This window comes from Aeribacillus sp. JST-2 (genome assembly GCF_056032925.1).
In genome coordinates, this window is sequence record NZ_JBVVUU010000033.1 from 1 (window position 1) to 22,315 (window position 22,315).

The following is a 22,315-nucleotide window of genomic DNA, read 5'->3' on the forward strand; positions in this document are numbered from 1 at the left end:
GGTAGCTAACATTATTGCCAGGTTTTCGTAAGTGTTTTCTTCTTTTTTGCCAAAATCACAAAAAGTGGTGATGAATCCCTACTTTAAAACATGCGAACAGGACAATATCTGGCTGCATACAATAACTTTATCAGTATTCGTTGCCGATGACGTCTTGTTTTCTTCATATATTATTTTATCATGTGCAGGTTTTTCTAGCCATATAAAACCAAGGAGGTATGATTGAAAATGCCGAATTGGCTTATAAATCAAATGAAAAAGGCGTTTTATGAAAAAAATCTTTATCAGATCAAGCTATTAAATCAATGTTGGTTTTTTTATAGAAAAAAACACTGCTCACAATGATGGCAGTGTTTTTTTTGTTGCTTCATGATTCATTGACCATTGTTAAAGATATACGGCCTTTTTTCACATCCACGCTGTCTACCCAAACTGTGACAATGTCTCCGACTGAGACAACGTCCAACGGATGTTTTACATATTGTTTGCTTAGCTTAGAAATATGAACGAGCCCATCTTGTTTAACGCCAATATCAACAAACACGCCGAAATCGACAACATTTCTTACTGTCCCTTGCAGTTCCATTCCCTCTTTTAAATCTTCAAGTTTTAGCACGTCTTTCTTCAAAATCGGCTTTGGAACTTCATCACGAGGATCCCGTTCCGGCCTCATTAAAGCATCGCATATGTCTTTCAATGTATATTCACCAATATTTAATTGCTTTGAGGTCTCTTGAATATTTAACGATTTTATTTTTTGTTTTAACCGATCAGTGCCAATGTCTTCAACGGTTAATGATAAGCTTGCCAAGAGCTTCCGGGCTTCTTCATAACTTTCAGGATGAATGCTTGTCCGATCAAGCGGATCATCTCCATCTAATATTCTTAAAAAGCCAATGCATTGTTCGTACGTTTTCTCGCCAAGTCTAGGAATACTTTTTAAGTCGCGGCGGTTGACAAATTTTCCGATTTCTTCTCTTCGTTTTACAATATTATTAGCCACTGTTTTCGATAATCCCGAAACATATTGCAGCAAAGATGGGGAAGCGGTGTTGACGTTGACCCCCACTTGGTTCACAACCGTTTCCACGACAAAAGTTAATGATTCATTTAATTTCTTCTGGGAGACATCGTGCTGATACTGGCCAACACCAACTGACTTTGGATCAATTTTAACCAACTCGGCAAGCGGATCTTGAAGTCTTCTGGCAATTGACACTGCACTTCGCTCTTCAACTTGCAGATCAGGAAATTCCTCTCTTGCCAAATCAGAAGCAGAATAAACGCTCGCCCCGGCTTCATTGACAATTAAATAATAGACATCATCCGCCAGTTCTTTGATTGTATCAGCCACAAATTGTTCCGTTTCTCTAGATGCCGTGCCGTTGCCGATGGCAATCACTTCTATATGAAATCGTTTAATAATATCTATAAGCTTTTCCTTTGCTTTTTCAAGCTCATTTTTTGGAGGATGCGGATAAATGACATCGATGTGAAGAACTTTCCCTGTTTCGTCTACGGCCGCAAGCTTGCATCCTGTACGATAAGCGGGGTCGATGCCCAACACCATCATCCCCTTTAATGGCGGCTGAAGAAGGAGTTTTCGTAAATTTTCAGAAAAAATGCGAATCGCTTGGTCTTCTGCCTTTTCCGTCAGTTCTTTTCGGATTTCCCGCTCAATCGAAGGCTGGATGAGCCGTCTAAAAGCATCTTCCAATGTTTCTGATAAAATCTCTCTAACAATTGTCTTATCATTTGTTATAACTTTTTTCTCCAAATAAGACAAAATTTGTTCAACCGGCGGCTCAATGGACACTTTTAATATTCCTTCTTTTTCACCGCGGTTTAAGGCTAACACACGATGCGGAACGATTTTTTTGATCGGTTCCTTATAATCGTAATACATTTCGAATACCTTTTTTTCATCTAATTCTTCGCCTTTTTCCACCGAAGAGATGATCCCTTCGTTCTTCGTTTTTTCTCGTATCCATTGGCGAAGATCCGGATCGTCCGCTATCCATTCGGCTATAATGTCCTTTGCGCCATTGATCGCATCTTCAACAGTATGAACGTCTTTCTCTATAATAATGTATTTTTTTGCCACGTCCTCTATCGCGCCTTCAAGCGGCAATGAATAAATCCATTTTGCCAAAGGTTCCAAACCTTTTTCTTTTGCGATCGTTGCTTTCGTTCTTCTCTTTTGTCGAAAAGGACGGTATAAATCTTCCACTTGCTGCAATTTGTTGGCAGCAAGTATCGCCTTTTTTAAAGAATCTGTCAGTTTTCCTTGTTCTTCAATAAGGCGGATGACTTCTTCTTTTCTCGATTCAAGGTTTTGCAAATATTGCCAGCGTTCATTTATGTTTCGAATCTCTACTTCATTTAATGCACCGGTTTGTTCTTTTCTATACCTTGCTATAAAAGGAACCGTATTTCCTTCCTCAAGCAAAGTGATGACGTTTTCGATCTGTTTCTGTGATATTGACAACTCTTTGCTTAATGCCTGTAATATATTTTCATCTTTTTTCATATAACAGCCTCCGCTTTCCTTTCATTTCTACCAACATTCTAGCAAAAAAGACTTCTTCACAGGCAGCTGAATTTTCTTCCCCGTTTAAAAAAATTCGGCTAAGCATCTAGCTTTGACACATTATTTTCCTGCCCCTGCCAGATCATTTTGCATAGCTTTTTTAAGTTTTTTCAGCGCTTGGCGAAGAAGTCTAGATACATGCATTTGCAATATACCCAATATTTTGCCGATTTCCTTCTGGCTGCGGTTATGGTAAAACGAGTGTTGAATAATTTTTCGCTCCCTTTCTGTTAAGATTGGCAAGGCGCTTTCGAGAGTCAACTTTTGGTTGATATGTTCATAACCTATTTCATTTTGTCCGACAACGTCTAAAATGGTCGTTGTGCCTCCGTCCTTGTCCGCTTTAAACGAATGATCGACAGACAGCACTTGATAATTTTTTCCTATTTCCATTGCTTGCAGCACATCTTCTTCCTCTTCTTCCAAATAATCCGCTATTTCCCCCACTTTCGGCGAACGCTGTAATGTTTTTGTCAGCTCATCAACTGCTGAATTTATTTTCGACCCAAGTTCCTTCATTTTCCGGGGAACATGAACGCTCCATGTTTTGTCACGAAGATGCCTCTTCATCTCACCGATAATAGTGGGAACGGCATACGTTTCAAACGGTTTTCCGGAAGAGAGGTCAAACCTGCGAATAGCTCCAAATAAACCGATCATGCCTACTTGAATTAAATCCTCTTTACATGTTTTTGCATTCGAATACTTTTTCGCCAAATAGGCTACAAGAGGTTGATAATGCGCAACAAGTCGTTCCTGGGCGCTTTCATCATCGTTTTCCTGAAACTGGCGAATGAGCTCACGTATTTTGTTATGATTTGGTTTCCGTTTTTGAGATTGCATCATTTTCTAATCGCTCCCTGCTAAAACAGCTTCTTCATTTGAACGATACCCCGGAATCCTCCATAATTTTCGGATTATCCATAAGCGTCACAATGAATAATAAACCTATACTGTCTTCCGTTATGTCTTTGAAAGGAACGGAGGAGAGTCATCTGTTCATATGCGATACATGATTTCATGTTTTCATGCAATCATCCGCTTACGAAAACAAGGAAAAAGAAAAATACCACAGTTTTTGATAACTGTGGTTTGTTCGTTTTCTTATCATGATGCCCACGCTGCCTTCCGGTGGCGGGGGTTAAAAATCAATCAGTCCTAGACTGATTTGCAAGGCATCGTCCACTTTATCCATCATCTCATCGTCAAGATGGGTTATTTTATCCGTTAATCGCTGTTTATCAATTGTTCGAATTTGTTCAAGCAAAATGACCGAGTCCCGTTCAAATCCGTATTTTTTTGCATCTATCTCAACATGTGTCGGCAATTTGGCCTTTTGAATTTGCGCTGTTATGGCAGCTACGATCACCGTTGGACTGAAACGATTCCCGATATCATTTTGAATGATTAGGACCGGACGCACGCCTCCTTGCTCTGAACCAACAACAGGGGATAAATCAGCAAAATAAACGTCGCCGCGTTTAACAATCAAAAGATTACCCCCCGCTAACTAAGCGTTCAACGGTGTGTTCAGCTTCATATTCTGCTAAAAAAGCCTCCGAAGCAATATTTAAATTAATTTTCGCCATTTCCATATAGCCTCGTCTCATAGATTCGCGAATTTGGCGTTTTTTTCGCTCCCGCAAATACATTTTTGTTGCCTGATAAATAAATTCATTCCGATTGACATTTTCTTGTTTAACGATTCCATCAAGCTCGGAAACAAGAGCTTGCGGTAATCGAACTAAAATTTCTGTTGTTGCGCTGGATTCAGACACAAAAATACACCTCCACCGTTCCTGCAAAGCCGATTCATTCCAATTACCATGATATCATTTCTATTTATGGAAGCAAAGCCATTTTTCGAATAATTTCTTCAATATTATCAGCTTTTTTATATTTTTTTTATTCACGGCAACTAATTTTTTTAAAACAAAAGAGGATTTTTTACGTCTATTCTGTTTCCTCCTTTTATATATATTCGGGGAACACGCCAATTAATCATGCATGGGATTTCATAATTAATCGTTTCAAGCCGATCCGCCACCTCATCAACCGATATCATCTCTTGGCCTTGCCGGCCGATCAACGTTACTTTTGTTCCGATCGGCTTTTTTTCAGGAAGCCTGATCATCAATTGATCCATGCATATGCGGCCAACAATAGGAACGCGTTCTCCATCCACCAGGACTTCCGTTCCGGTCAATTTTCGAATCCACCCATCGGCATATCCGATTGGCACCGTTCCTATCCATTCATCTTCTTTTGCCTCATAAGTTGCACCATAGCTGATTTTCTCGCCTTTATTGACCTTTTTAATATGAATAATGGAGGAGTGGAGAGAAAAAGCTTCTTGCAAAGGAAAAGGCAGCATGTTTTTCATGGCATTTGAAGGCGACAAGCCGTACATTGAGATTCCGAAGCGGACGGCATTGAAGACTTTTTCAGGGAATCGAAGGCTTGTGGCACTGTTTGCACAATGCACGATAATCCCTTTCGTTTCAATCATTTCCAATAAATCCAGCAAACGTCTATATTGAAGATCAAAATAGGTTGTATCAAGTTCGTCTGCCGTAGCAAAATGGGTGAAAACCCCTTCCAAATGAAAGGATTGGTGGTTTTGAATAAAGGACAAAGTCTTTTCAAGTTCATGACGATCCCTTATACCAATCCGCCCCATCCCTGTATCTAATTTTAAATGAATGCGGGCGGTTTTGGATGATGCATATTTTTCCGCTTCTACGAGCCATTCATAAGAGTAGGCGGCAACACTAATGTTATAGGCGCCGGCTGTTGAAATATCTCTCGGACGCACTGCTCCCAACACAAGAATGGGAGCATCTATTCCTTGTCGTCTAAGCTTCAAAGCTTCATCCAGAAATGCAACAGCCAGCCAAGTTGCGCCTGCAGACAAAGCCGTTTGCGCTACTTCCAAATCGCCGTGGCCATATGCATTAGCTTTTACAACCGCTATGATTTCAGTGCTGCCAGGCAAATGTTTTTTTAAGGCTTGAACGTTTGCTTCGATGTTGTCTAGGTTCACTTCAGCCCATGTATCCCGAAAATAGTTTTGCATTTTGAGTTCATCTCCAACGATTGCGAGTTTTTCCATTTCCATTATAACACCTGCGAGTATTTAACAGTAGGGAAGAAAAAACGAGAGCGGCAAAGGAAAAGATCCTGACTGCCGCTCAAATATTATCTTACTTCCTTGCCATGCAAAGAAGATGATTCAACTATTTTCCCGATTGGGCTTGGACGGAGCGGGCGACTGAAATCATTTCTTCCTGCGAAAGCTCGTTTGACGCAAGCATATAATCAACCCCATCATATGTCCAAGAAAGCGAATTTTCCGTAAGGGCGCCAACAGTAAATCCTAAGTCGATCAGTTCTCCGCTGACAAATTCCGACGATGCAACGGGCGCAGCTTCTGCCTGCTCTTCAATGAGGGTAAACGATTTTTCGCCGCCGTATGTTAATACGACGCGTTTCCCGTTTACTGTTTTTACTTCTTTTTCTTCAACAAGGCTCGTTCCTTCCGGCAGACTTTCGGCAACAGGATATAAAACAACAAGCGGTTCATTCGATGATCGCGCTAAAACGGGGATGTCAACCTGGGCGTTGGACATCGTTTTTTCCAATTCAAATGCATTATCATCAAACTTAGGATTCCATTCAAAATTGGAAAACTTAACTGTGACGAGCGGATTTCGATCAACGTCCATCACCTTAACATAAGAAGGTGTTAAATCCTTTTTATGAAAAGCCACTTCTTGATAAGGGAGCATTTGATTGTGTGTGTAATTTGTTTTCGTTTCATATACGTAATCATTTTCGCCCGTTTGAAATGTTGCCTCCTTATCTTTCAAAACATCCTTGACAAGAGACTCATAAAGATAGGCCTGGCTGGAATTGTTCGGCCAATCGCTCTGGAAGCGAAAACTTTTGTTCAAGGCGGGAGTTAGGACAAAAACTCCATCATCATTTCTTAAAATAATTTGACTCTGGTTTTTTTGGGCGTTATTCAGTTGCACCCGGTAATAATGAGGTTTTTTGTGCCAAATTTCCATCTCATACATGATCGGCTCGTCTGAAGTTTGAATTTCCATTTTTGCTTGGACCTTATACCCTTTCAACTCTTCCACTTTTTTATTCAATGCGCTCGCCACTTCTTCTTTTGACTTTGCTCCGCAGGCGGATAATAAACCGGCCGCCAACATACCGACAATCACCAATATTAAGGTTCTCCTCAAAATTTTCAACCCCTTTGCCTCATATAACATAAAATGGAAGTTTCGTTCAGTCAGTTGGCCGATCCTGACTCGTCTTCCTACTGCAATACATCTATATGAGACAAAGGCAACAAATATGCGGACGGGTTTGACGAGCTTTGAAGCGCATTAATGAACATATTTGGCGATCAATTCAGTCAAATATTTATGAATGTAATCCAAAAGTTCCCTCGGCTCCTTCACCTTCACTTCGTTGCCTAAACCAATAAAGAATTTGAAAAAAAAACGGAATATCACTTCTCGCAATGTTACCTTCAACCATCCGGTTCCATCTTTGCGAATATGAAGTTCGGGTACTGGCCAAGGCTCTGCTTCGCATGCTTGAACGCCCTCTTTCGTCAGTTCCGCAAAAACAGTGACATACTCCTGCTTGCCTCTCTATTCCCAAGATGAATATGGCTAAGATCCATCGGCTTTTATGTTGATTGGGCGACAGATTGAATCCGGTCACAGCGGAACACACGGAAATCATTGCTCACAGTACCACAGGCCGTTTCTTGTATAAATTCCAATTGTTTGTATTTCCCGGCTTGTTTTCTTCATTTTTTGGTAAACCGTCATCATTAATTCCAAAAATCTTTTTGTTTTGGACATGTTATTTGCTCCAACCTTTTAATTATGACAATATTTGTCACTATTATATGTTTGAGTTGATAAGCAAATTATTTTTTCTGATTGGGAGGAGAAGGAATGAATCATTCTCATGACAACAACCCGTTAACAAGAAAATATTTTAAATCAGGAAAGCTTAACCTTTCTTACCTTGAATATGGCGGAGAAAACGAACAAGTTCTTGTCATGCTGCACGGACATATGAATGATGCAAGAACGTTTTCTCGATTGTCAGCTAAATTAAAAGGGTGGAGAATCATTGGCTTAGACCAGCGCGGACACCGTTGGAGCGAACACCCCCCTGATATGGATTATTCAAGAGAAAGTTACTTAAATGATATTTTTAACTTGATTAGCTATGAATTAGGCGGACGACCTGTCATTTTATTAGGGCATTCTTTAGGCGGAGTGAACGCTAATCAGTTTGCTTCACGTTACCCTGAGCTAGTAAAAGGGGTCAGTGTGGAAGACAATCTACAGCGACTTATCTTTTGCAGAAAAGCTCCCTAGACGTGCCGCATCTTGAAAAGATCTGAGAGTTTCCCTTGAACGCGCAGGAGTGAAGGCGAAAGATTATTTTTTAGAAAGCGTTTTTGAGGATGAAAAAGGTTGGGGATTTTGCTCTGATTTAAAAGGAATGAAGATTTCCCAATAAAATCTGAATGGGGCTTGCCCTATTTTACTGATTCACGGCAAAAAAGCTTTGTTTTAGATTTGAGACAAGCTGAACTTATGGTATCAAGAAGGCCGAACACGGAACTTAAAGTATTTGAAAACTGCGGTCATGCTCCTCATATAGAGGATCCAGATGGATTTTATCGGGTAGTAAAAAAATTTCTTGACAAAGTGAAAGAAAAGAAATATACCACCGAATAAGTTTCGTTTGCAAAGAGGGATCCGCATAAATGGATATAAATGAACCCGCCATTTACAACGCCTGGGAATCGCAATGACAAGCAGCCGTCATCAACCCGGAGCGCACATTACCTCGACATACCGCTCCGGTTTTGTATTTACACGGACGGCTTGCAATATCTTGACAGGAAGAAACAGTCATAAAAGTTTCCAACCTTCTGCTATCGTATTGGCATACAAAACTCCCGGATTCCTTTTCAGCACGTATGCGATCACATTTGTACAGTGGACTTCAACTTATTGGTCTAAACATGTTCAAACAATCCACTCGGATGACTATACTGCGTTTACCATGTTTCCTCAAGAGTGGTAAATTGCTATGCAAGCTTTTTATAAAAAACTAGGATCAATTTAAATTGGTTCTTACGCAATCTTGATGATAGGAAGGAGTTAATTAAGAAAAATTAGTGTGCAAATAGAATTTTTTAGTTTCTCATTCTCAATTATCTCGACTTTTCACCAAAAGGACGTAAGAACTTTAAATTGATCACAATTTAGCAGCTTGACATGCCCTCAATGATGACCTGGGCTGCGACAAATTGCTGTGTATGCGTAATTGATACATGGACTTTGTCAGTTGTCACGTTTTGCAAAATGTTCGGTTTTCCTTTTTCGTCATTTACAATTTCAATATCCAAAAAACCGACGTTTTGTCCGATTCCTGTCCCGATTGCTTTGCTAAAAGCCTCTTTCGCCGCAAATCTCCCACCTAAAAACTCCATTTTTCTTTTTTCGCTGAGACTACGAAACTTTTCTTTTTCACGGTCTGTTAAGATGCGATCAATTATGTTCGGCCTCCGTTCATACATCTCTTTCAACCGAGGAATTTCCACCACATCCAAACCGATGCCAATAATCACATTGCCACTTCCCTTCTTAAATATGTACTATTCATGTTAGGGCAAGCATACAAATGAATGTACAAAACATTTGTCCGTGGCCAAAGGAGAGTTGTCATGTTTCGGAGAACGGAAAATTTCCCAACCTATCTACGCCTTTTTCCTGCTGTATCGGTTATATCCGGTCTGCAGATTGGCATTTGGCTTATCATGAAACTTCCTTTCCCGATTTTCACCTTGCTCTTCGCACTTTTCAGCGGATACAACGCGGCCATTTGGTCGGGAGAATATTGGAGGATCATAACCCCGATCTTTTTGCATACAAGTTTCTCCCACCTTTTGATGAACACGATAACGTTTGCCATTTTTGCACCGCCATTGGAAAAAATGTTGACATCCTTTCGTTTTGTCATTGCTTACTTGTTAATTGGCATGATCGCAAATATCGCTTCGCTTTTGATTATGCCAGTGGATTACATGCATGTCGGAGCGTCCGGCGCAATCTTTGGATTGTTCGGTCTGCATCTTTACTATTTTTTTCATCAAAAAGCCTATACAGTTCGTAAAAACGCCGAAACAATCTTGATTATTTTGGTGATAGCCTTATTTTTCACGTTTCATCATTCCAATGTCAATATTGTGTCCCATTTAGCAGGGCTTGCTTCAGGGTTTTTGCTAGCTCCCATTTTTTTCAGAAAAAAACAGCAATTTATCCATTACACGTTTTATAACCAGCCGAAACAAAAGAGAAAAATAAAGCTGCTTTTGAAAAAATATTGGCTATGGGTTTTTGTTCTCATGTTTCTCACAGCGGCTTTGTTGTACGCACTTTAACGAAAGAGCCAAGCCTAAAGAACGTTCTTTTCTCTTCTTGAAAACCAGTGATAAATTTTCATCCCATCATTTTGATCAAGATTGTCCACTGTAACATCGTTCCCCAATGATCCTGAAATAAAGTTGGCTTCGACTGACACCAACTTTCTTCTCCGCTGAAAATAAGATTGTTTTATTTTCAATGATTGTATCCGTTTTTTCTCAAGGACAACCGTTGTTTTATTGATTAAACGGCAAGAAAGAGTCAATTCATTTCCATTTATCAGCCAACCCGAATCTTTATACTGGCCATAACCTAAAATAAAAGAAATCGGGATGAGCAGGAGCGATAAATATCCCCACGGTTTCAAAAACAGGCATAAAGGAACTATGACAATTAAATCGAGAAAGAAATCTTGCAGCCATAACCGATAGAGCGCTCGTTTTGGAATCGGGTTAAGCTGCTGTTGGATTGTAACATCAAGAATGCTTTCGATTTTTTCTTTCAATTGGCTTTTCCGAATGAGAGGAAACAAAACAGTTTCTATATCTTTTTCATCCCCTCCCCCTGCGGTCTCAATATGAACCGCTGCATATCCAAGCGGCTGGCGCAGCAAATTTTCCGATATTTTTATAGCTTGAATGCGGTCGATCGGAATAGTAAATTGCTTTCTTTCAAGAATCCCCCGCGATATGATGATCTGACCGGATTCTTCGCGAATGGTGAAATCCCCATATTTTAATAAAACACCGATAAAGCTTAACACCCAAGCAAGCAAAAGACCTAACAAACATACAAACACAATCACGGTCAAACTGGCATGTGTAATCCACTCCAACTGTTCGAAAATTTTTTCGTACGGAATGATTTCATCGAATTGGCTTAAAAACGCCACAATCGATAGAGCGACGCCTAATCCGCCCGAGGTTGCAGCCGTAATAAGCAGTTCCTTTAAGTTTATTTTGTATAGAAGCTTCCCTTCTTGCAAATCGGTTGGAACGGCGCTTTCCTCTTGAATTTGGTTTTTCTGCTCCTTGATGATTCTCTGTATGCGATCTGCTTCTTCTTTACTAATAGCACTGAGTTCAATTTCAGCTTCTCCCATTCCGCCCGCAGTTTCGATCTTGAGATTTACCACTCCGAAAAGACGCTGAATAATGCCGGCAGATATATTGATCGATTGAATTCTTTCAAAAGGGACATATCGCTTTTTTTTCAAAAATACTCCTTGTTCAACTCGAAATTCGTTTCCTTCGAGACGGTACGTAAATTTCAACCAATGCAAAATACTCAAAATAATAATAAATACGGCTCCTATAGCTGTTCCAACGATTAACAAAAAGCGGAAATTGCCGAAATTGGTGACAACAAGCACAATCAAAGCCGCTATTATTTCTTTTATGGATTTCACCATTTTTACCAACATGGCCACGGGATGCAATCGCTTCGGTTCAAACATCTTCTTTCGCCTCCCGCACCAATTTCGAAATGTAGTCGCGAAGCTGATCGGCTTCCTCCATCTCTAAAGCCGGTATTTCATGAACCGTTGCTGCAGTAGAAATAGTAACTGTGGCTAAATGATATTTTCGCAAAAGCGGTCCTTGTGTCGTATCGACATGCTGCACCCTCACCATCGGCACAAGGACGCGCTTTACCGAAAATAAGCCGTGCTGCAAATCCAATTCTTGTTCATGCACTTCGTAGCGCCATACTTTTAAACGAATCTTTGGAAAAAAGAAAATGGAACAAATGGTATATAGCAGCCAAACAGCTGCTAAAATGAAAATAATCCACTTTGGCCAATTGAATTTCCAGATAAAAATCGAAGCAGCAATGAAAATGATTAACATCATGAAGCTGATTAAACTTGCTGAGATCCGCCATACTACAACGGCCTTTGGACTAATGCGATTTTTCGGTTCACTTCTCAACCTTCTCCCTCCTTGTCATCTTTTGTAAAAATACGTTTGATTGTCGAAAAAAGTTTCAGCAATGCTCACAAAAAAAGCATTCCAGCCATTGCGCCTGGAATGCCGCCTATGTTTATGATTTCACGACTTTACGGAGCGTTTTTTCGATCTGACTGCATGTGTCCGATGCTTCTTGGAAGTCTTTTTATTTTTCCAATCATTTTTTCTTTTTAGCCGGTTTTTCTCTTTTTTTATCGGAAGAGGGGGTTCTTCCGTTAATTTGACAGGGGTTGTATCAGGTGTTTTGGTCAGCAATTTCATTGCCGCAGCGAGCGCTAATGTTGCATCATAATTTTCCAAAAGCTCTTTTGCCGCCTTTTCATAAAGAGTTAAATCTTCCGTTTCCATAACGTCGAGAATTTTTTTCGCCGTCATTTTCTGTTTTCCTTCAAGCGCTTCGTTAAAAGTCGGCGGGATCATTTGATCCATCTTTCTCTTGGTAATGGTTTCGATGTTTTCCAATATGCTGTGCTCTCTATCTGTAATGAATGTTATCGCTTGTCCTGTTTTCCCAGCACGCCCCGTCCGCCCTATCCGGTGAACATAACTTTCAGGATCTTGAGGGACATCAAAATTATAAACGTGCGTGACACCTGAGATGTCAAGCCCCCTTGCTGCGACATCCGTTGCGACGAGTACATCGATCGTGCCTTCTTTAAATTTGCGAAGCACAGAAAGGCGTTTTGCTTGGCTCAAATCCCCGTGAATACCTTCCGCAGAATAACCGCGGACATTCAGCGCCTCGGAAAGCTCATCAACCCGGCGCTTCGTCCGACCAAACACGATCGCAAGCTCCGGAGACTGTAAATCGAGGAGCCTGGTCAGCACATCAAATTTTTGTCTTTCCGCCACCTCTAAATAAAATTGTTGAATATTCGGTACGGTCATCTCTTTTGCTTTAATGCGGATATGTTCAGGCTGTTTCATAAACCGCTTGGCAATCGCTTTGATGGGATCCGGCATTGTCGCTGAAAACAGAAGGGTCTGACGTTCGCCGGGAACGTTCGAAAGAATATGTTCAATATCCTCTATAAATCCCATGTTCAACATTTCATCCGCCTCATCTAACACAACGGTATGAACCTCTGCAAGACTCAACGTATTTCGGCGAATATGATCAAGCAATCTTCCGGGTGTTCCTACAATGATATGAGGACGCTTTTTCAATGTTCGAATCTGACGGTTAATGTCCTGGCCGCCGTAAACCGGCAGCACCCTTGTTCGTTTGTCATATCCAATTTTATAAAGTTCTTCTGAAACTTGAATGGCAAGCTCGCGTGTAGGAGCTATAACAATTGCTTGTACAGCTGAATGTTGAACATTGATTTTTTCTACTAAAGGGATCCCAAATGCGGCTGTTTTTCCGGTTCCTGTTTGCGCCTGTCCTATGATATCCTTATTTTGCAAACTTAATGGAATCGTCTGCGCTTGTATGGGCGTCGCCTCTTCAAACCCCATTCTCTCTATTGATCTTAAAAGTTCTTGGCTCAGCCCGAACTGGTGAAACAATTGTGTCAATTTTTCCAAACTCCTTTTTCATATCCTATGTGATAAAAAAAGTCCCATCTATGGGGACGTGCCAAATTTTTATACACACTGTAGGTGTTATCATAACATTTCCCATCATTGTTTTCAACTGCACATCTTTGTTCCGAAATAGATGTTTTTTAATTGGAATAATTTATTCTCCGAGCAAAGCATTTACAACTTCTTCTAATTTTATTCCTCTCGAAGCTTTTACGAGGATGAGATCTTCCTTTCCAGAAAGACGCTTAAGCTCATGAATCAACTTCTGTTTGTCAAAAAACACATGGATCTTGTCTTCATCCATTACTTTTTTTGCTCCTTTTGCTATTTCTTCACCGAGCTTTCCATATGTAAATAAATGATCGATTTCCTTATTCTTGAGCATAAGCCCAACTTCTTGGTGCATCTCGGTCTCTCTTTCACCAAGCTCCAGCATACCGCCGAAAACAAGAATTTTTTTTCGATACCCGCTTAAATCATGAACAAGGTCAATGGCCGCTTTCATGGCCGTCGGATTGGCATTGTAAGCATCATTGATTACGGTTGCCCCTGTTTTCGTTTGCATGAGCTCGAGGCGCATATTAGCCGCTTTCAACTGTCGAAGCCCTTTTTGGATATTTTCCAGTTCGACGTTCAACAATTGACCGGCAGCGATGGCGGCCAATGCATTTAAAACATTATGGCGTCCTAAAACCGGAATAAAGAAAGTGAGATCTGCTATATTGCTTGTAAATTCTGTTCCTTCTCTTGTTAATTTGACGGACAAAGGATATAAGTCATTTTCATTTCCCTCGCCAAACGTTCTGTTCCGAAAAGGATAATCCTTTCTTAACAAAGGTTCATCTCCATGATAAATGAGCGTTCCGCCTTGCTTCAGACCTTTCAAGATTTCAAGTTTTGCCTCGGCAATCCCCTCCCTGGAGCCCAATTCCTGCAAATGAGCATCGCCGATGTTTGTAATAATGGCAATATCAGGCCTTGCAATGGATGATAATAATTCAATTTCCCCTCTGGCATTCATGCCCATTTCTAAAACGGCGACTTCTGTATTTTCCGGCATGCTTAAAACCGTTAAAGGCAGCCCGATGTGATTGTTATAGTTTCCGATCGTTTTATGTGTTCGGTAAGTTGTTCCGACTACAGAAGCCACCATGTCCTTTGTCGTTGTTTTTCCGTTTGATCCCGTAATGCCAATCACTTTCGGATTGACCTCGATTAAATATTTGCTGGCGATATGTTGCAGCGCAGTTAATGTGTCCTCCACATAGATAATCGGTTTATCTTTGGGAGGATTTGGAACGGATTTTGACCATAAAGATCCAGCAGCTCCTTTTTCAAAAGCTTGTTCAACAAATGCATGCCCGTCAAACTTTTCACCGATGATCGGGATAAATAAATTTCCCTTTTGGACTTGACGGGAATCGGTTGTCACTCCTTTTACATTGACTTGTTCAAATTCCCTTTTTAAAGCTGAACCGTTTGCCATTTGTTGAATTTCGATCAATTTTTTTTCGATCATCTTGCTGCTCCTTTCAGTAGGGGGACAATTGAAAACCGCCCCCATTTAAAACGTGTATTTAATCCGCTGTTTTTGTTCATATCTTTCCATTCCCAGCTGAACCAGTTTCTCAATCAGTTCCGGGTAATCGACCCCCGTATGCTTCCAGAGAAGGGGGAACATGCTAAATGGCGTAAACCCAGGCATTGTGTTGACTTCATTGATCAAAGGCGTACCGTCTTTCTTTAAAAAGAAATCTGCGCGGACAAGACCCGCTCCATCAATCGCTTTAAAAGCTTTTAGCGCCATTTCTTTTATTTTTTCGTATTCCGTTTCCGTAAGATCCGCCGGAATAATCAGCTCCGTGTCCCCATCAAGATACTTCGCTTTATAATCATAAAATTCTTTTTTCGGTGCAATTTCCCCGGCAATCGAACAGATGGGTTCATCGTTGCCAAGCACGCCAATTTCAATTTCCCGCCCTTCAATACTTTCTTCAATAATGAGTTTGCGATCATAAAGAAAAGCTTCTTCAATGGCTTCGTTGAGCGATTTTCGGTCCTTTGCCTTGTTGATGCCTACGCTGGAACCGAGATTAGCCGGTTTAACAAAGCAAGGATATCCCAGTTCTGTTTCTACCTTTTGAAAAACTTCTTCTTTGTTTTTTTCCCAGTCGCGGCGAGTAAACCAAACGTATTTTGCTTGATTGAGGCCTGCTTGGGCAAATAGATTTTTCATGATGACTTTATCCATCCCTGCGGCCGATGCCAACACTCCGTTGCCAACGTATGGAATATTCAGCAGTTCCAGCATCCCTTGGATTGTTCCATCTTCACCGTTTGGCCCGTGCAAAAGCGGGAAAACAATATCGATTTGTTCACTGTAGTCTGCATTTTTTATATGAAAAAGCTGCTGGCTGAAAGAAGCGGGCAGCTGTCCATTTTCGTCTACCTTTAACGAGCCGGCGTCCTTTTGAACGAAAACGCTTTGTGGTTGGTCAAGCTTTAATTGCTCTACATGTTCAACTGGACCTGTCAATTGTTTTCCTTTGACCCATTGACCTTGTTCGGTTATATAGATGGGATAAATTTGGAATTTATTTTGATCGAGAGCATTGATCACTGCCTTGGCAGTTTGCAAGGATACTTGATGCTCCGCAGATTTTCCCCCATACACAATCGCTAGTTTGACTGTCATAAACATTTCCTCCTGCTTTTTATAAATCATCTGTTTTATTGTATCATTTTATAGCTTGTTTTGTTATGAGGTTGAAAATAATTTCATGCTCTCGTGTAAAACATTTCACTTCTTATTTTCCATGAATTACAATAGCATATGAAGGAGGTTAATCCAATGAAAGCAATTGAAACAAAAGAACAGTTTGATCAAGTGATTGGAAGAGATCAAGAAACGATTGTCAAATTTTTTGCCGATTGGTGCCCGGATTGTAAAAGAATGGATATGTTCATTGGGGATGTTTTGGAAGAGTACGGTCATTATGACTGGTATGAAATCAACAAAGATGAGTTTCCGGATATCTCCGAAAAATATCAAGTCATGGGGATTCCAAGCGTTTTAATATTTAAAAACGGCGAAAAAATCGCCCATTTGCACAGCGCCAATGCCAAAACACCTGATGAAGTAAAGGAATTTCTCGGAACCCATTTAACATAAACAAAAAGGCTGGATATGGATGTTTGTTCTCATCCTATCCAGCCCATTTCTTTTGCTCTGTTGATGCACTTTCTTTTTGCAAAAAGCATGAACCCTATTTCTCCAAGAAAATGGATAACGGACGGGGCTACAATGTTTATTCTTTTTCCAATTGATCCAAAATCGTCAACAAGCCGCTAAGTTTATGAATCTCATAATCTGGAACAACGTCGGCGCTTCGCTCCAATTGTTTGCGATTAACCCAAACGGTTCGAATGTTTGTCCGCGAGGCTCCCAAAATGTCTGTGCTCAGTTTATCTCCGACCATTACAGCTTCTTCTGCATCAACATCCATTAAATTTAAAGCATGCTGGAAAATGGAAGGATCCGGCTTTCCTTTTCCAAATTCGCCCGATATGATGATATGCTGAAAATAAGATGAAAGCTTTTCGACACCAGAAATTTTTTCTTTTTGCAAGCTTGGATCACCGTTTGTTAATAGAAGCAAACGATAGTTGTTTTTCAGTTGTTCCAATACTGTAAAAGTATCATCATATACAAACGGTCTTTTTCGCCGTTCGGCATGAAAAAGGTCAGATAAATGTTTTCCATATTCCGAATCATCGATACCAACGGCTTTCAAACCGTTCGTCCAAGCATTTCTTCTGTAGTCAGGAGCCAATTTGTTTAATTTCCCAAACTGTTCATGAACAATTTCGCTGAAATCGGCCCACAACGCTTCAAACGGATTGATGCCGATCATTTGCGTAAAAGGGTAAGTTTCATATGATTCATACAGTTTCCTTGCTTCACGGCGCACCGCTTCTTCTAATTGTTTTGCGTCCACCCCATATTTTTGTTCCGCTCTTGAACAAACGGCCGCAAATGTTTCGCTGACGCTTTTTTCATCCCAAAGAAGTGTATCATCCAAATCAAAAAATACAGCTTTAATCAACCATCGATCTCCTCTCGAATTTCTGTCACGTTTTGCAACAACATTTTACCAAATGTCCTTTTTGATCGCCAGACCGTTGGCAAGATAAGCGCACTTTTATTTTACTTCTTTTGTCCAGCCAAACTTGTCGTCAACTTTGCCGTATTGTATGTTTGTAATCGTTTCATATAGTTTTTTCGCAAATTCTCCTGTTTCACCATTGTTGACAACCATTTTATGTTCGTTCCATTTCAATTCTCCAACAGGCGAGATGACGGCTGCTGTGCCTGTACCGAAGACTTCCTCCAATTGACCGTCTTTATATGCGCGATAAAGATCCTCCATGGAAATCCGTTCTTCATGAACAGGCACTCCCCAATCTTTTACTAGCCTAATAACCGAGTCTCTTGTCACACCGCTTAAAATGCTGCCGTTTAATTTTGGCGTATAGACCTCTCCGTTAATTTTGAAAAAAATATTCATGCTGCCGACTTCTTCTACATATTTTTTCTCTTTTCCATCAAGCCATAACACTTGATCATACCCAAATTCCTCTGCTTTTTTCTGCGCATAAAGGCTGGCGGCATAGTTTCCGGAAGTTTTGACATGGCCTACGCCTCCTTGGACAGCCCTGACATATTCATCTTCCACATATATTTTGACCGGCACAAGCTGGCGACCCGAATAGTAGGCTCCAACCGGCGATAAAATGATCAGAAACTTATATTGAGAAGCTGGCCTTACTCCCAAATACGGCTCGGTTGCAATAATAAACGGCCGAATATATAATGAGGTTCCTTCTTTATTCGGAACCCAGTCTTTTTCCACCGATACAAGGCGAAGAAGGGCTTCCATGACAAGTTCTTGATCAAGAAGGGGAATACACATTCGTTCACAGGTGCGCTGCATACGTTCAATATTTTTGTCAGGTCTAAACAGCAATGTCCGGCCATCGCTTGTTCGATACGCTTTCAATCCTTCAAAAATCGCTTGTGCATAATGAAAAACCATCGCGGACGGCGAAAGCACCAAAGGTTCATATGGAACGATTCTTGGCGAGTGCCATCCTTTGTCATCATGATAATCCATGACAAACATATGATCTGTAAAATATCTTCCGAAACCTAATGATTCAATGTCCGGCTTTTGTTTCAATTGTTTTGCCTTCGTAAATTCAATGGTTTGTTGCATGATCCTTCACCCTTTCCTTTATTTTACATAAATCAATTTTTGAAGACATAACAGCAGCTTTGAATGAGAAATGGAATTAAAAAAAAATCGCCTCGCAACCACCTGGCGCATTACACGCCGGCTGTTGCTGGGGCGAATGTTTCGCGGTACCACCCAGCTTCTCTGCATCCTTCACAGGACACAGACTCAGCAAGTCAGATAGGCGACTTTTCTTAATAACGGAAGATCCGTTGTTTTATACTTTGGCTAGCAAAGCCATTTCTAAAACAAAGCTCCAAGGCGATCTTCAAAGAGAGATAACGGCTGGCCTTTCAGCCTTAGAGCCAGCTCTCTTTTACGCCATCGCTCTCTTTTACTACTCCTTTTCGTTGCTTATGCCCATATGAACTTATCAAAACAAAAAACCCGTCTCAATCCTGTAATTATTGGATTGTTGAGACGAGTTTATCGCGGTACCACTCAACTTCTCTGCGCCTTCACAGACAGCAGACTCAGCAAGTCATGTACATGACTTTTCTTGATAACGGAAGATCCGTTGTTTTATACTTTAGCAGACTGCTATTTCTAAAACACAGCTCCAAGGCGACTTTCAAAGAGAGAATAACGGCTGACCTTCCAGCCTAAGGATCAGCTCTCTAATGCGTCATTGCTCTCTTTTACTACTCCTCTTCGTTGCCTTTTCTGTCTGAATATTATTTATAAAGGAAATAATTTTGAAAATGATTATATCTCCTCTTTCCCTTTAAGTCAAGATTTTTCTAATAATTTTTTAAATACAATCCATTGATCATACCTACAATATAGAAAGAAAAGCCCCCTTTACATTTTGACGATCATGAACAGTGAACAAACAAAAGCGGAGATTTGCTATTATTGAACGCCTGCGCAGACAATCTTTGAGGACGAAGCAGCATTGAACAACAGCGTTATTTGCAAACGAAATGAGAAAGATTAAGTTTCGAGCGTGGGATAAAAATCATTGAACAACAGCGTTATTTGCAAACTGCCTATTCGTTTTCCTCAAAACTCCTTCGTTTTTATACCGGGCAAATATTTTATTTTTATCTTCCCCATTTCTATACATCTAAGGGCAGTCTGATCTCAAATTTCGTGCCTTCGCCTTTTTTGCTTGTTACATTGATCTCCCCATTATGAAGAAGCACTAGCTGTTTAACGATGGACAGACCTAATCCAAACTCTCCGTATTTGTTATTTGTTCGGGACAAATCCGCTTTATAAAACCGCTGCCAAATATTCTCGATTTCTTCTTTTTCCATGCCAATCCCTGTGTCTTCAATTTCAATTATCGTTTCATTGTGTCCTGTTCGGCCCCGTAAATAGATTTTTCCGTTTTTTGTAAACTGAATACTATTTTTTACAATATTGATGAATACTTGAATCAATCGATCATAATCGGCATAAACCACAACATCTTCAACCGCATCAATGATAATTTCATTTTTTTCCGCCTCGGCTTGAATGGACAGCTGTTCTTTTACAATTTCAAACATCTCCATCAAGTTGATGAGTTCTTTATGCAGTTTCACTTGATTGGAACGGATTTTTTCGTAATCTAAGTTTTCATTTACCAGCCTAATTAATCGTTTTGCCTCTTGGCTTACCAATTGAATGCCGCGCTCTCGTTCTTCTTCGGGAATCATGCCGTTTTTTAAACCTTCAATTACGCCGCTGATCGTTGTTAACGGTGTTTTCAATTCATGGGAAACATCGGCAATAAACTGCCTTCTTCTGTTCTCAAGCCTTTCAATTTCTTCTTGTGATGCTTTGAGTTTTCTGACCATTTCATTAAAATCGCTTCCTAGTTCACCGATTTCATCAAAGCTTGAAGCATTCACTTGCACATCGTAATTTCCTGATGATACGATTGATGTGGCCTCTCGAATCTTTTGTATCCGGCGCACATGCAGTTTCGATAGAAGGCCGCTTAACAAAAAGGAGACGGATAAAGAAATCAAAATCGTATAAAATAAAAATTTATTAATCTCGCTGATCATCCCTCTTGTTCCGCTGATCGGGGAAACAAGAAGAACGCCGCCCAACAGCACCCCATTATCAATAAACGGCAGGGCGACAAGGGATACCGCCTGATCAAACCTTTTCAAATCTTGCCTGACGACAACAATATTGCCTTCTTGTAAACTTTCCCACTCTTTTTGGGAAATTGTAAACTGCGGAAAAAATCCGGCTTCAGGATAAAATATTTCCCCGTTATTATTAAATACACTGAATAAAATGTTTCTTGACTTCAACACTTGGCGATATTGATCCAAAATCCGGCTCCCGCCAAAGTTGTCGCGGCTGTAGTCATTTAAAATGCTGCGGCCGTAAGAAATTAGCTCGTCCACCTTGTTTTGGTAAACATAATTTTCAATAGATTTCGCAAAACTAAAGCTCAAAATTAAAAAGGCAACTACTAAAACACCGATATGACTGAGCAGCAGCTGATGCATATATTTAAGCTTCATCATTAGTCACCGTTTCGTCGAATTTATATCCGACTCCCCACACCGTATGGAAGAAGTTTTGCGCCTCCGTCCCGAGCTTTCTTCTTAATCTTTTCATATGAACATCAACGGTGCGCTCATCGCCGTAAAACTGATAACCCCAAACACTTTCCAGCAATTGCTCTCTCGTAAACACTTGGCGCGGATGCGTCACAAAGTGATGGAGCAAATCAAATTCCTTCGGGGTTAAATTTTTTATGGGCTTCCCGTTAAAGTAAACCTCTCTCGTTTCCTTGCTCACTTTAAAATGTTTCGTTGTCACTACATGTTCCTGCTTTTGGTCTCCACGCTGTTGATATCTTCTCGTTACAGCTTTTATTCGAGCCATCAGCGCTAATGGACTGAACGGTTTCGTGACGTAATCGTCCGCTCCCATTTCGAGTCCGATCACCTGATCTGATTCACTGTCTTTGGCCGTCAACATAATAATCGGAACACCATACTCTTCCTCTCGTATTTTCCTGCAAAGGGATACACCATCCATCCCTGGCAGCATCCAATCAATGATGAGCAAATCCCATTTGCCGCTTTTAAATTTTTTGTAGCCCTCCAATCCGTCATGAATAAACTCCCCCTCGATGCCTTCTTTCATAAAAAACATTTCGAGCATCGAACAGACGCTTTCATTATCTTCAATCACCAATATTTTCATTCGTTATCCTCCCGCAAAAACAATCTCTATTTTCAAAATAAACGAGCCGGTAATCAGAATCAACCGCCGCAGCCTCTGTTCCGATAAATTAATTTTTCCAAAACAGTTTGTCATAATTTGTTCATCTGTTTTAGATAAGCTTACTCATGAAAAACAGCAACGGAGGGAGAGGATAAATGTATTTTTTAAAGGCGCTGTTGAGCATATCGTCCAAAAGGCAAAAGCCTTTAAAATTATCATTTTTCCCATCATATATGTGTACTTGTCCTTTCAAAGTCTTGGCGACGTACGATCCGGCCATTG

22 protein-coding genes and 2 other annotated features are annotated in these 22,315 nt (G+C 40.5%); of the genes, 4 read left to right on the forward strand and 18 right to left on the reverse strand.

Annotated elements, in window-relative coordinates:
• Window positions 1–228 precede the first annotated feature (228 nt).
• Complete coding sequence (gene cmpA, locus AC0KTX_RS13405) at window positions 229–345, forward strand: cortex morphogenetic protein CmpA (RefSeq protein ID WP_474252656.1); 117 nt, start codon at window positions 229–231, stop codon at window positions 343–345.
• Between the two features lie 22 nt (window positions 346–367).
• On the opposite strand, the gene AC0KTX_RS13410 is transcribed toward cmpA, so the two are convergent.
• The 8 genes from AC0KTX_RS13410 to AC0KTX_RS13445 form a co-directional block, all read right to left on the reverse strand.
• Entirely contained in the window at window positions 368–2,530 is a 2,163-nt protein-coding gene (locus AC0KTX_RS13410) for a Tex family protein (RefSeq protein ID WP_474252637.1), read from the reverse strand.
• Window positions 2,531–2,650: 120 nt separating this feature from the next.
• Window positions 2,651–3,433: an RNA polymerase sigma factor SigB gene (gene sigB, locus AC0KTX_RS13415; RefSeq protein WP_474252657.1), complete on the reverse strand. Its 783-nt coding sequence runs from the start codon at window positions 3,431–3,433 to the stop codon at window positions 2,651–2,653.
• A gap of 298 nt (window positions 3,434–3,731) precedes the next feature.
• Window positions 3,732–4,082, reverse strand: coding sequence for a type II toxin-antitoxin system endoribonuclease NdoA (ndoA, locus tag AC0KTX_RS13420; RefSeq protein ID WP_063388230.1), 351 nt, complete (start codon window positions 4,080–4,082; stop codon window positions 3,732–3,734).
• Between the two features lie 4 nt (window positions 4,083–4,086).
• Complete coding sequence (locus tag AC0KTX_RS13425) at window positions 4,087–4,368, reverse strand: CopG family ribbon-helix-helix protein (RefSeq protein ID WP_474252638.1); 282 nt, start codon at window positions 4,366–4,368, stop codon at window positions 4,087–4,089.
• A 149-nt stretch (window positions 4,369–4,517) separates the two neighbouring features.
• The gene (gene alr, locus AC0KTX_RS13430; RefSeq protein ID WP_474252639.1) at window positions 4,518–5,708 is read right to left on the reverse strand and encodes an alanine racemase; all 1,191 of its coding nucleotides are present in this window, start codon (window positions 5,706–5,708) and stop codon (window positions 4,518–4,520) included.
• A 118-nt stretch (window positions 5,709–5,826) separates the two neighbouring features.
• Window positions 5,827–6,852: an outer membrane lipoprotein-sorting protein gene (locus tag AC0KTX_RS13435; protein WP_474252640.1), complete on the reverse strand. Its 1,026-nt coding sequence runs from the start codon at window positions 6,850–6,852 to the stop codon at window positions 5,827–5,829.
• A 138-nt stretch (window positions 6,853–6,990) separates the two neighbouring features.
• Window positions 6,991–7,224: a WCX domain-containing protein gene (locus AC0KTX_RS13440; RefSeq protein ID WP_474252658.1), complete on the reverse strand. Its 234-nt coding sequence runs from the start codon at window positions 7,222–7,224 to the stop codon at window positions 6,991–6,993.
• Between the two features lie 126 nt (window positions 7,225–7,350).
• Window positions 7,351–7,476 (reverse strand): hypothetical protein, encoded by a 126-nt coding sequence (locus tag AC0KTX_RS13445; RefSeq protein WP_474252641.1) that lies wholly within the window; start codon window positions 7,474–7,476, stop codon window positions 7,351–7,353.
• 96 nt (window positions 7,477–7,572) lie between these two features.
• Here AC0KTX_RS13445 and AC0KTX_RS13450 point away from each other — a divergent pair, with 96 nt between their 5' ends.
• Entirely contained in the window at window positions 7,573–8,004 is a 432-nt protein-coding gene (locus AC0KTX_RS13450; protein WP_474252642.1) for an alpha/beta fold hydrolase, read from the forward strand.
• 899 nt (window positions 8,005–8,903) lie between these two features.
• Here the strand turns inward: AC0KTX_RS13450 and acpS are convergent.
• Window positions 8,904–9,269, reverse strand: a complete 366-nt coding sequence (gene acpS / locus AC0KTX_RS13455; RefSeq protein ID WP_474252643.1) for a holo-ACP synthase — start codon at window positions 9,267–9,269, stop codon at window positions 8,904–8,906.
• Between the two features lie 96 nt (window positions 9,270–9,365).
• Between acpS and AC0KTX_RS13460 the strand changes: the two genes are divergently transcribed.
• Complete coding sequence (locus tag AC0KTX_RS13460) at window positions 9,366–10,082, forward strand: rhomboid family intramembrane serine protease (protein ID WP_474252644.1); 717 nt, start codon at window positions 9,366–9,368, stop codon at window positions 10,080–10,082.
• A 14-nt stretch (window positions 10,083–10,096) separates the two neighbouring features.
• Here the strand turns inward: AC0KTX_RS13460 and AC0KTX_RS13465 are convergent, their stop codons facing one another.
• The 5 genes from AC0KTX_RS13465 to AC0KTX_RS13485 all read right to left on the reverse strand — a co-directional run bounded on the left by AC0KTX_RS13465 (window position 10,097) and on the right by AC0KTX_RS13485 (window position 16,284).
• Window positions 10,097–11,521, reverse strand: a complete 1,425-nt coding sequence (locus AC0KTX_RS13465) for a PH domain-containing protein (protein ID WP_474252645.1) — start codon at window positions 11,519–11,521, stop codon at window positions 10,097–10,099.
• Window positions 11,514–11,993: a PH domain-containing protein gene (locus tag AC0KTX_RS13470; protein WP_474252646.1), complete on the reverse strand. Its 480-nt coding sequence runs from the start codon at window positions 11,991–11,993 to the stop codon at window positions 11,514–11,516. Before AC0KTX_RS13470 ends, AC0KTX_RS13465 begins: the two co-directional genes overlap by 8 nt.
• A gap of 120 nt (window positions 11,994–12,113) precedes the next feature.
• Window positions 12,114–13,490, reverse strand: coding sequence for a degradosome RNA helicase CshA (cshA, locus tag AC0KTX_RS13475; protein WP_474252659.1), 1,377 nt, complete (start codon window positions 13,488–13,490; stop codon window positions 12,114–12,116).
• A gap of 223 nt (window positions 13,491–13,713) precedes the next feature.
• Window positions 13,714–15,078 (reverse strand): UDP-N-acetylmuramoyl-tripeptide--D-alanyl-D-alanine ligase, encoded by a 1,365-nt coding sequence (locus AC0KTX_RS13480; RefSeq protein ID WP_474252647.1) that lies wholly within the window; start codon window positions 15,076–15,078, stop codon window positions 13,714–13,716.
• Between the two features lie 45 nt (window positions 15,079–15,123).
• Window positions 15,124–16,284: a D-alanine--D-alanine ligase gene (locus AC0KTX_RS13485; protein WP_474252648.1), complete on the reverse strand. Its 1,161-nt coding sequence runs from the start codon at window positions 16,282–16,284 to the stop codon at window positions 15,124–15,126.
• Between the two features lie 126 nt (window positions 16,285–16,410).
• Between AC0KTX_RS13485 and AC0KTX_RS13490 the strand changes: the two genes are divergently transcribed.
• A complete protein-coding gene (locus tag AC0KTX_RS13490) occupies window positions 16,411–16,731 on the forward strand; it encodes a thioredoxin family protein (protein ID WP_474252649.1) in 321 nt (106 codons plus the stop codon).
• A gap of 136 nt (window positions 16,732–16,867) precedes the next feature.
• Here the strand turns inward: AC0KTX_RS13490 and AC0KTX_RS13495 are convergent, their stop codons facing one another.
• The 4 genes from AC0KTX_RS13495 to AC0KTX_RS13510 all read right to left on the reverse strand — a co-directional run bounded on the left by AC0KTX_RS13495 (window position 16,868) and on the right by AC0KTX_RS13510 (window position 22,012).
• The gene (locus tag AC0KTX_RS13495) at window positions 16,868–17,662 is read right to left on the reverse strand and encodes an HAD family hydrolase (protein ID WP_474252660.1); all 795 of its coding nucleotides are present in this window, start codon (window positions 17,660–17,662) and stop codon (window positions 16,868–16,870) included.
• 99 nt (window positions 17,663–17,761) lie between these two features.
• Window positions 17,762–18,835 carry a branched-chain amino acid aminotransferase gene (locus AC0KTX_RS13500; RefSeq protein WP_474252650.1) on the reverse strand — a complete coding sequence of 358 codons (1,074 nt, stop codon included), beginning with the start codon at window positions 18,833–18,835 and terminating at the stop codon, window positions 17,762–17,764.
• A gap of 125 nt (window positions 18,836–18,960) precedes the next feature.
• Window positions 18,961–19,213 (reverse strand) — a binding site (T-box leader).
• Between the two features lie 53 nt (window positions 19,214–19,266).
• Window positions 19,267–19,517 (reverse strand) — a binding site (T-box leader).
• A gap of 394 nt (window positions 19,518–19,911) precedes the next feature.
• Window positions 19,912–21,321, reverse strand: a complete 1,410-nt coding sequence (locus AC0KTX_RS13505) for a sensor histidine kinase (protein WP_474252651.1) — start codon at window positions 21,319–21,321, stop codon at window positions 19,912–19,914.
• Window positions 21,311–22,012, reverse strand: a complete 702-nt coding sequence (locus AC0KTX_RS13510; RefSeq protein WP_474252652.1) for a winged helix-turn-helix domain-containing protein — start codon at window positions 22,010–22,012, stop codon at window positions 21,311–21,313. Before AC0KTX_RS13510 ends, AC0KTX_RS13505 begins: the two co-directional genes overlap by 11 nt.
• Window positions 22,013–22,315: the final 303 nt, after the last annotated feature.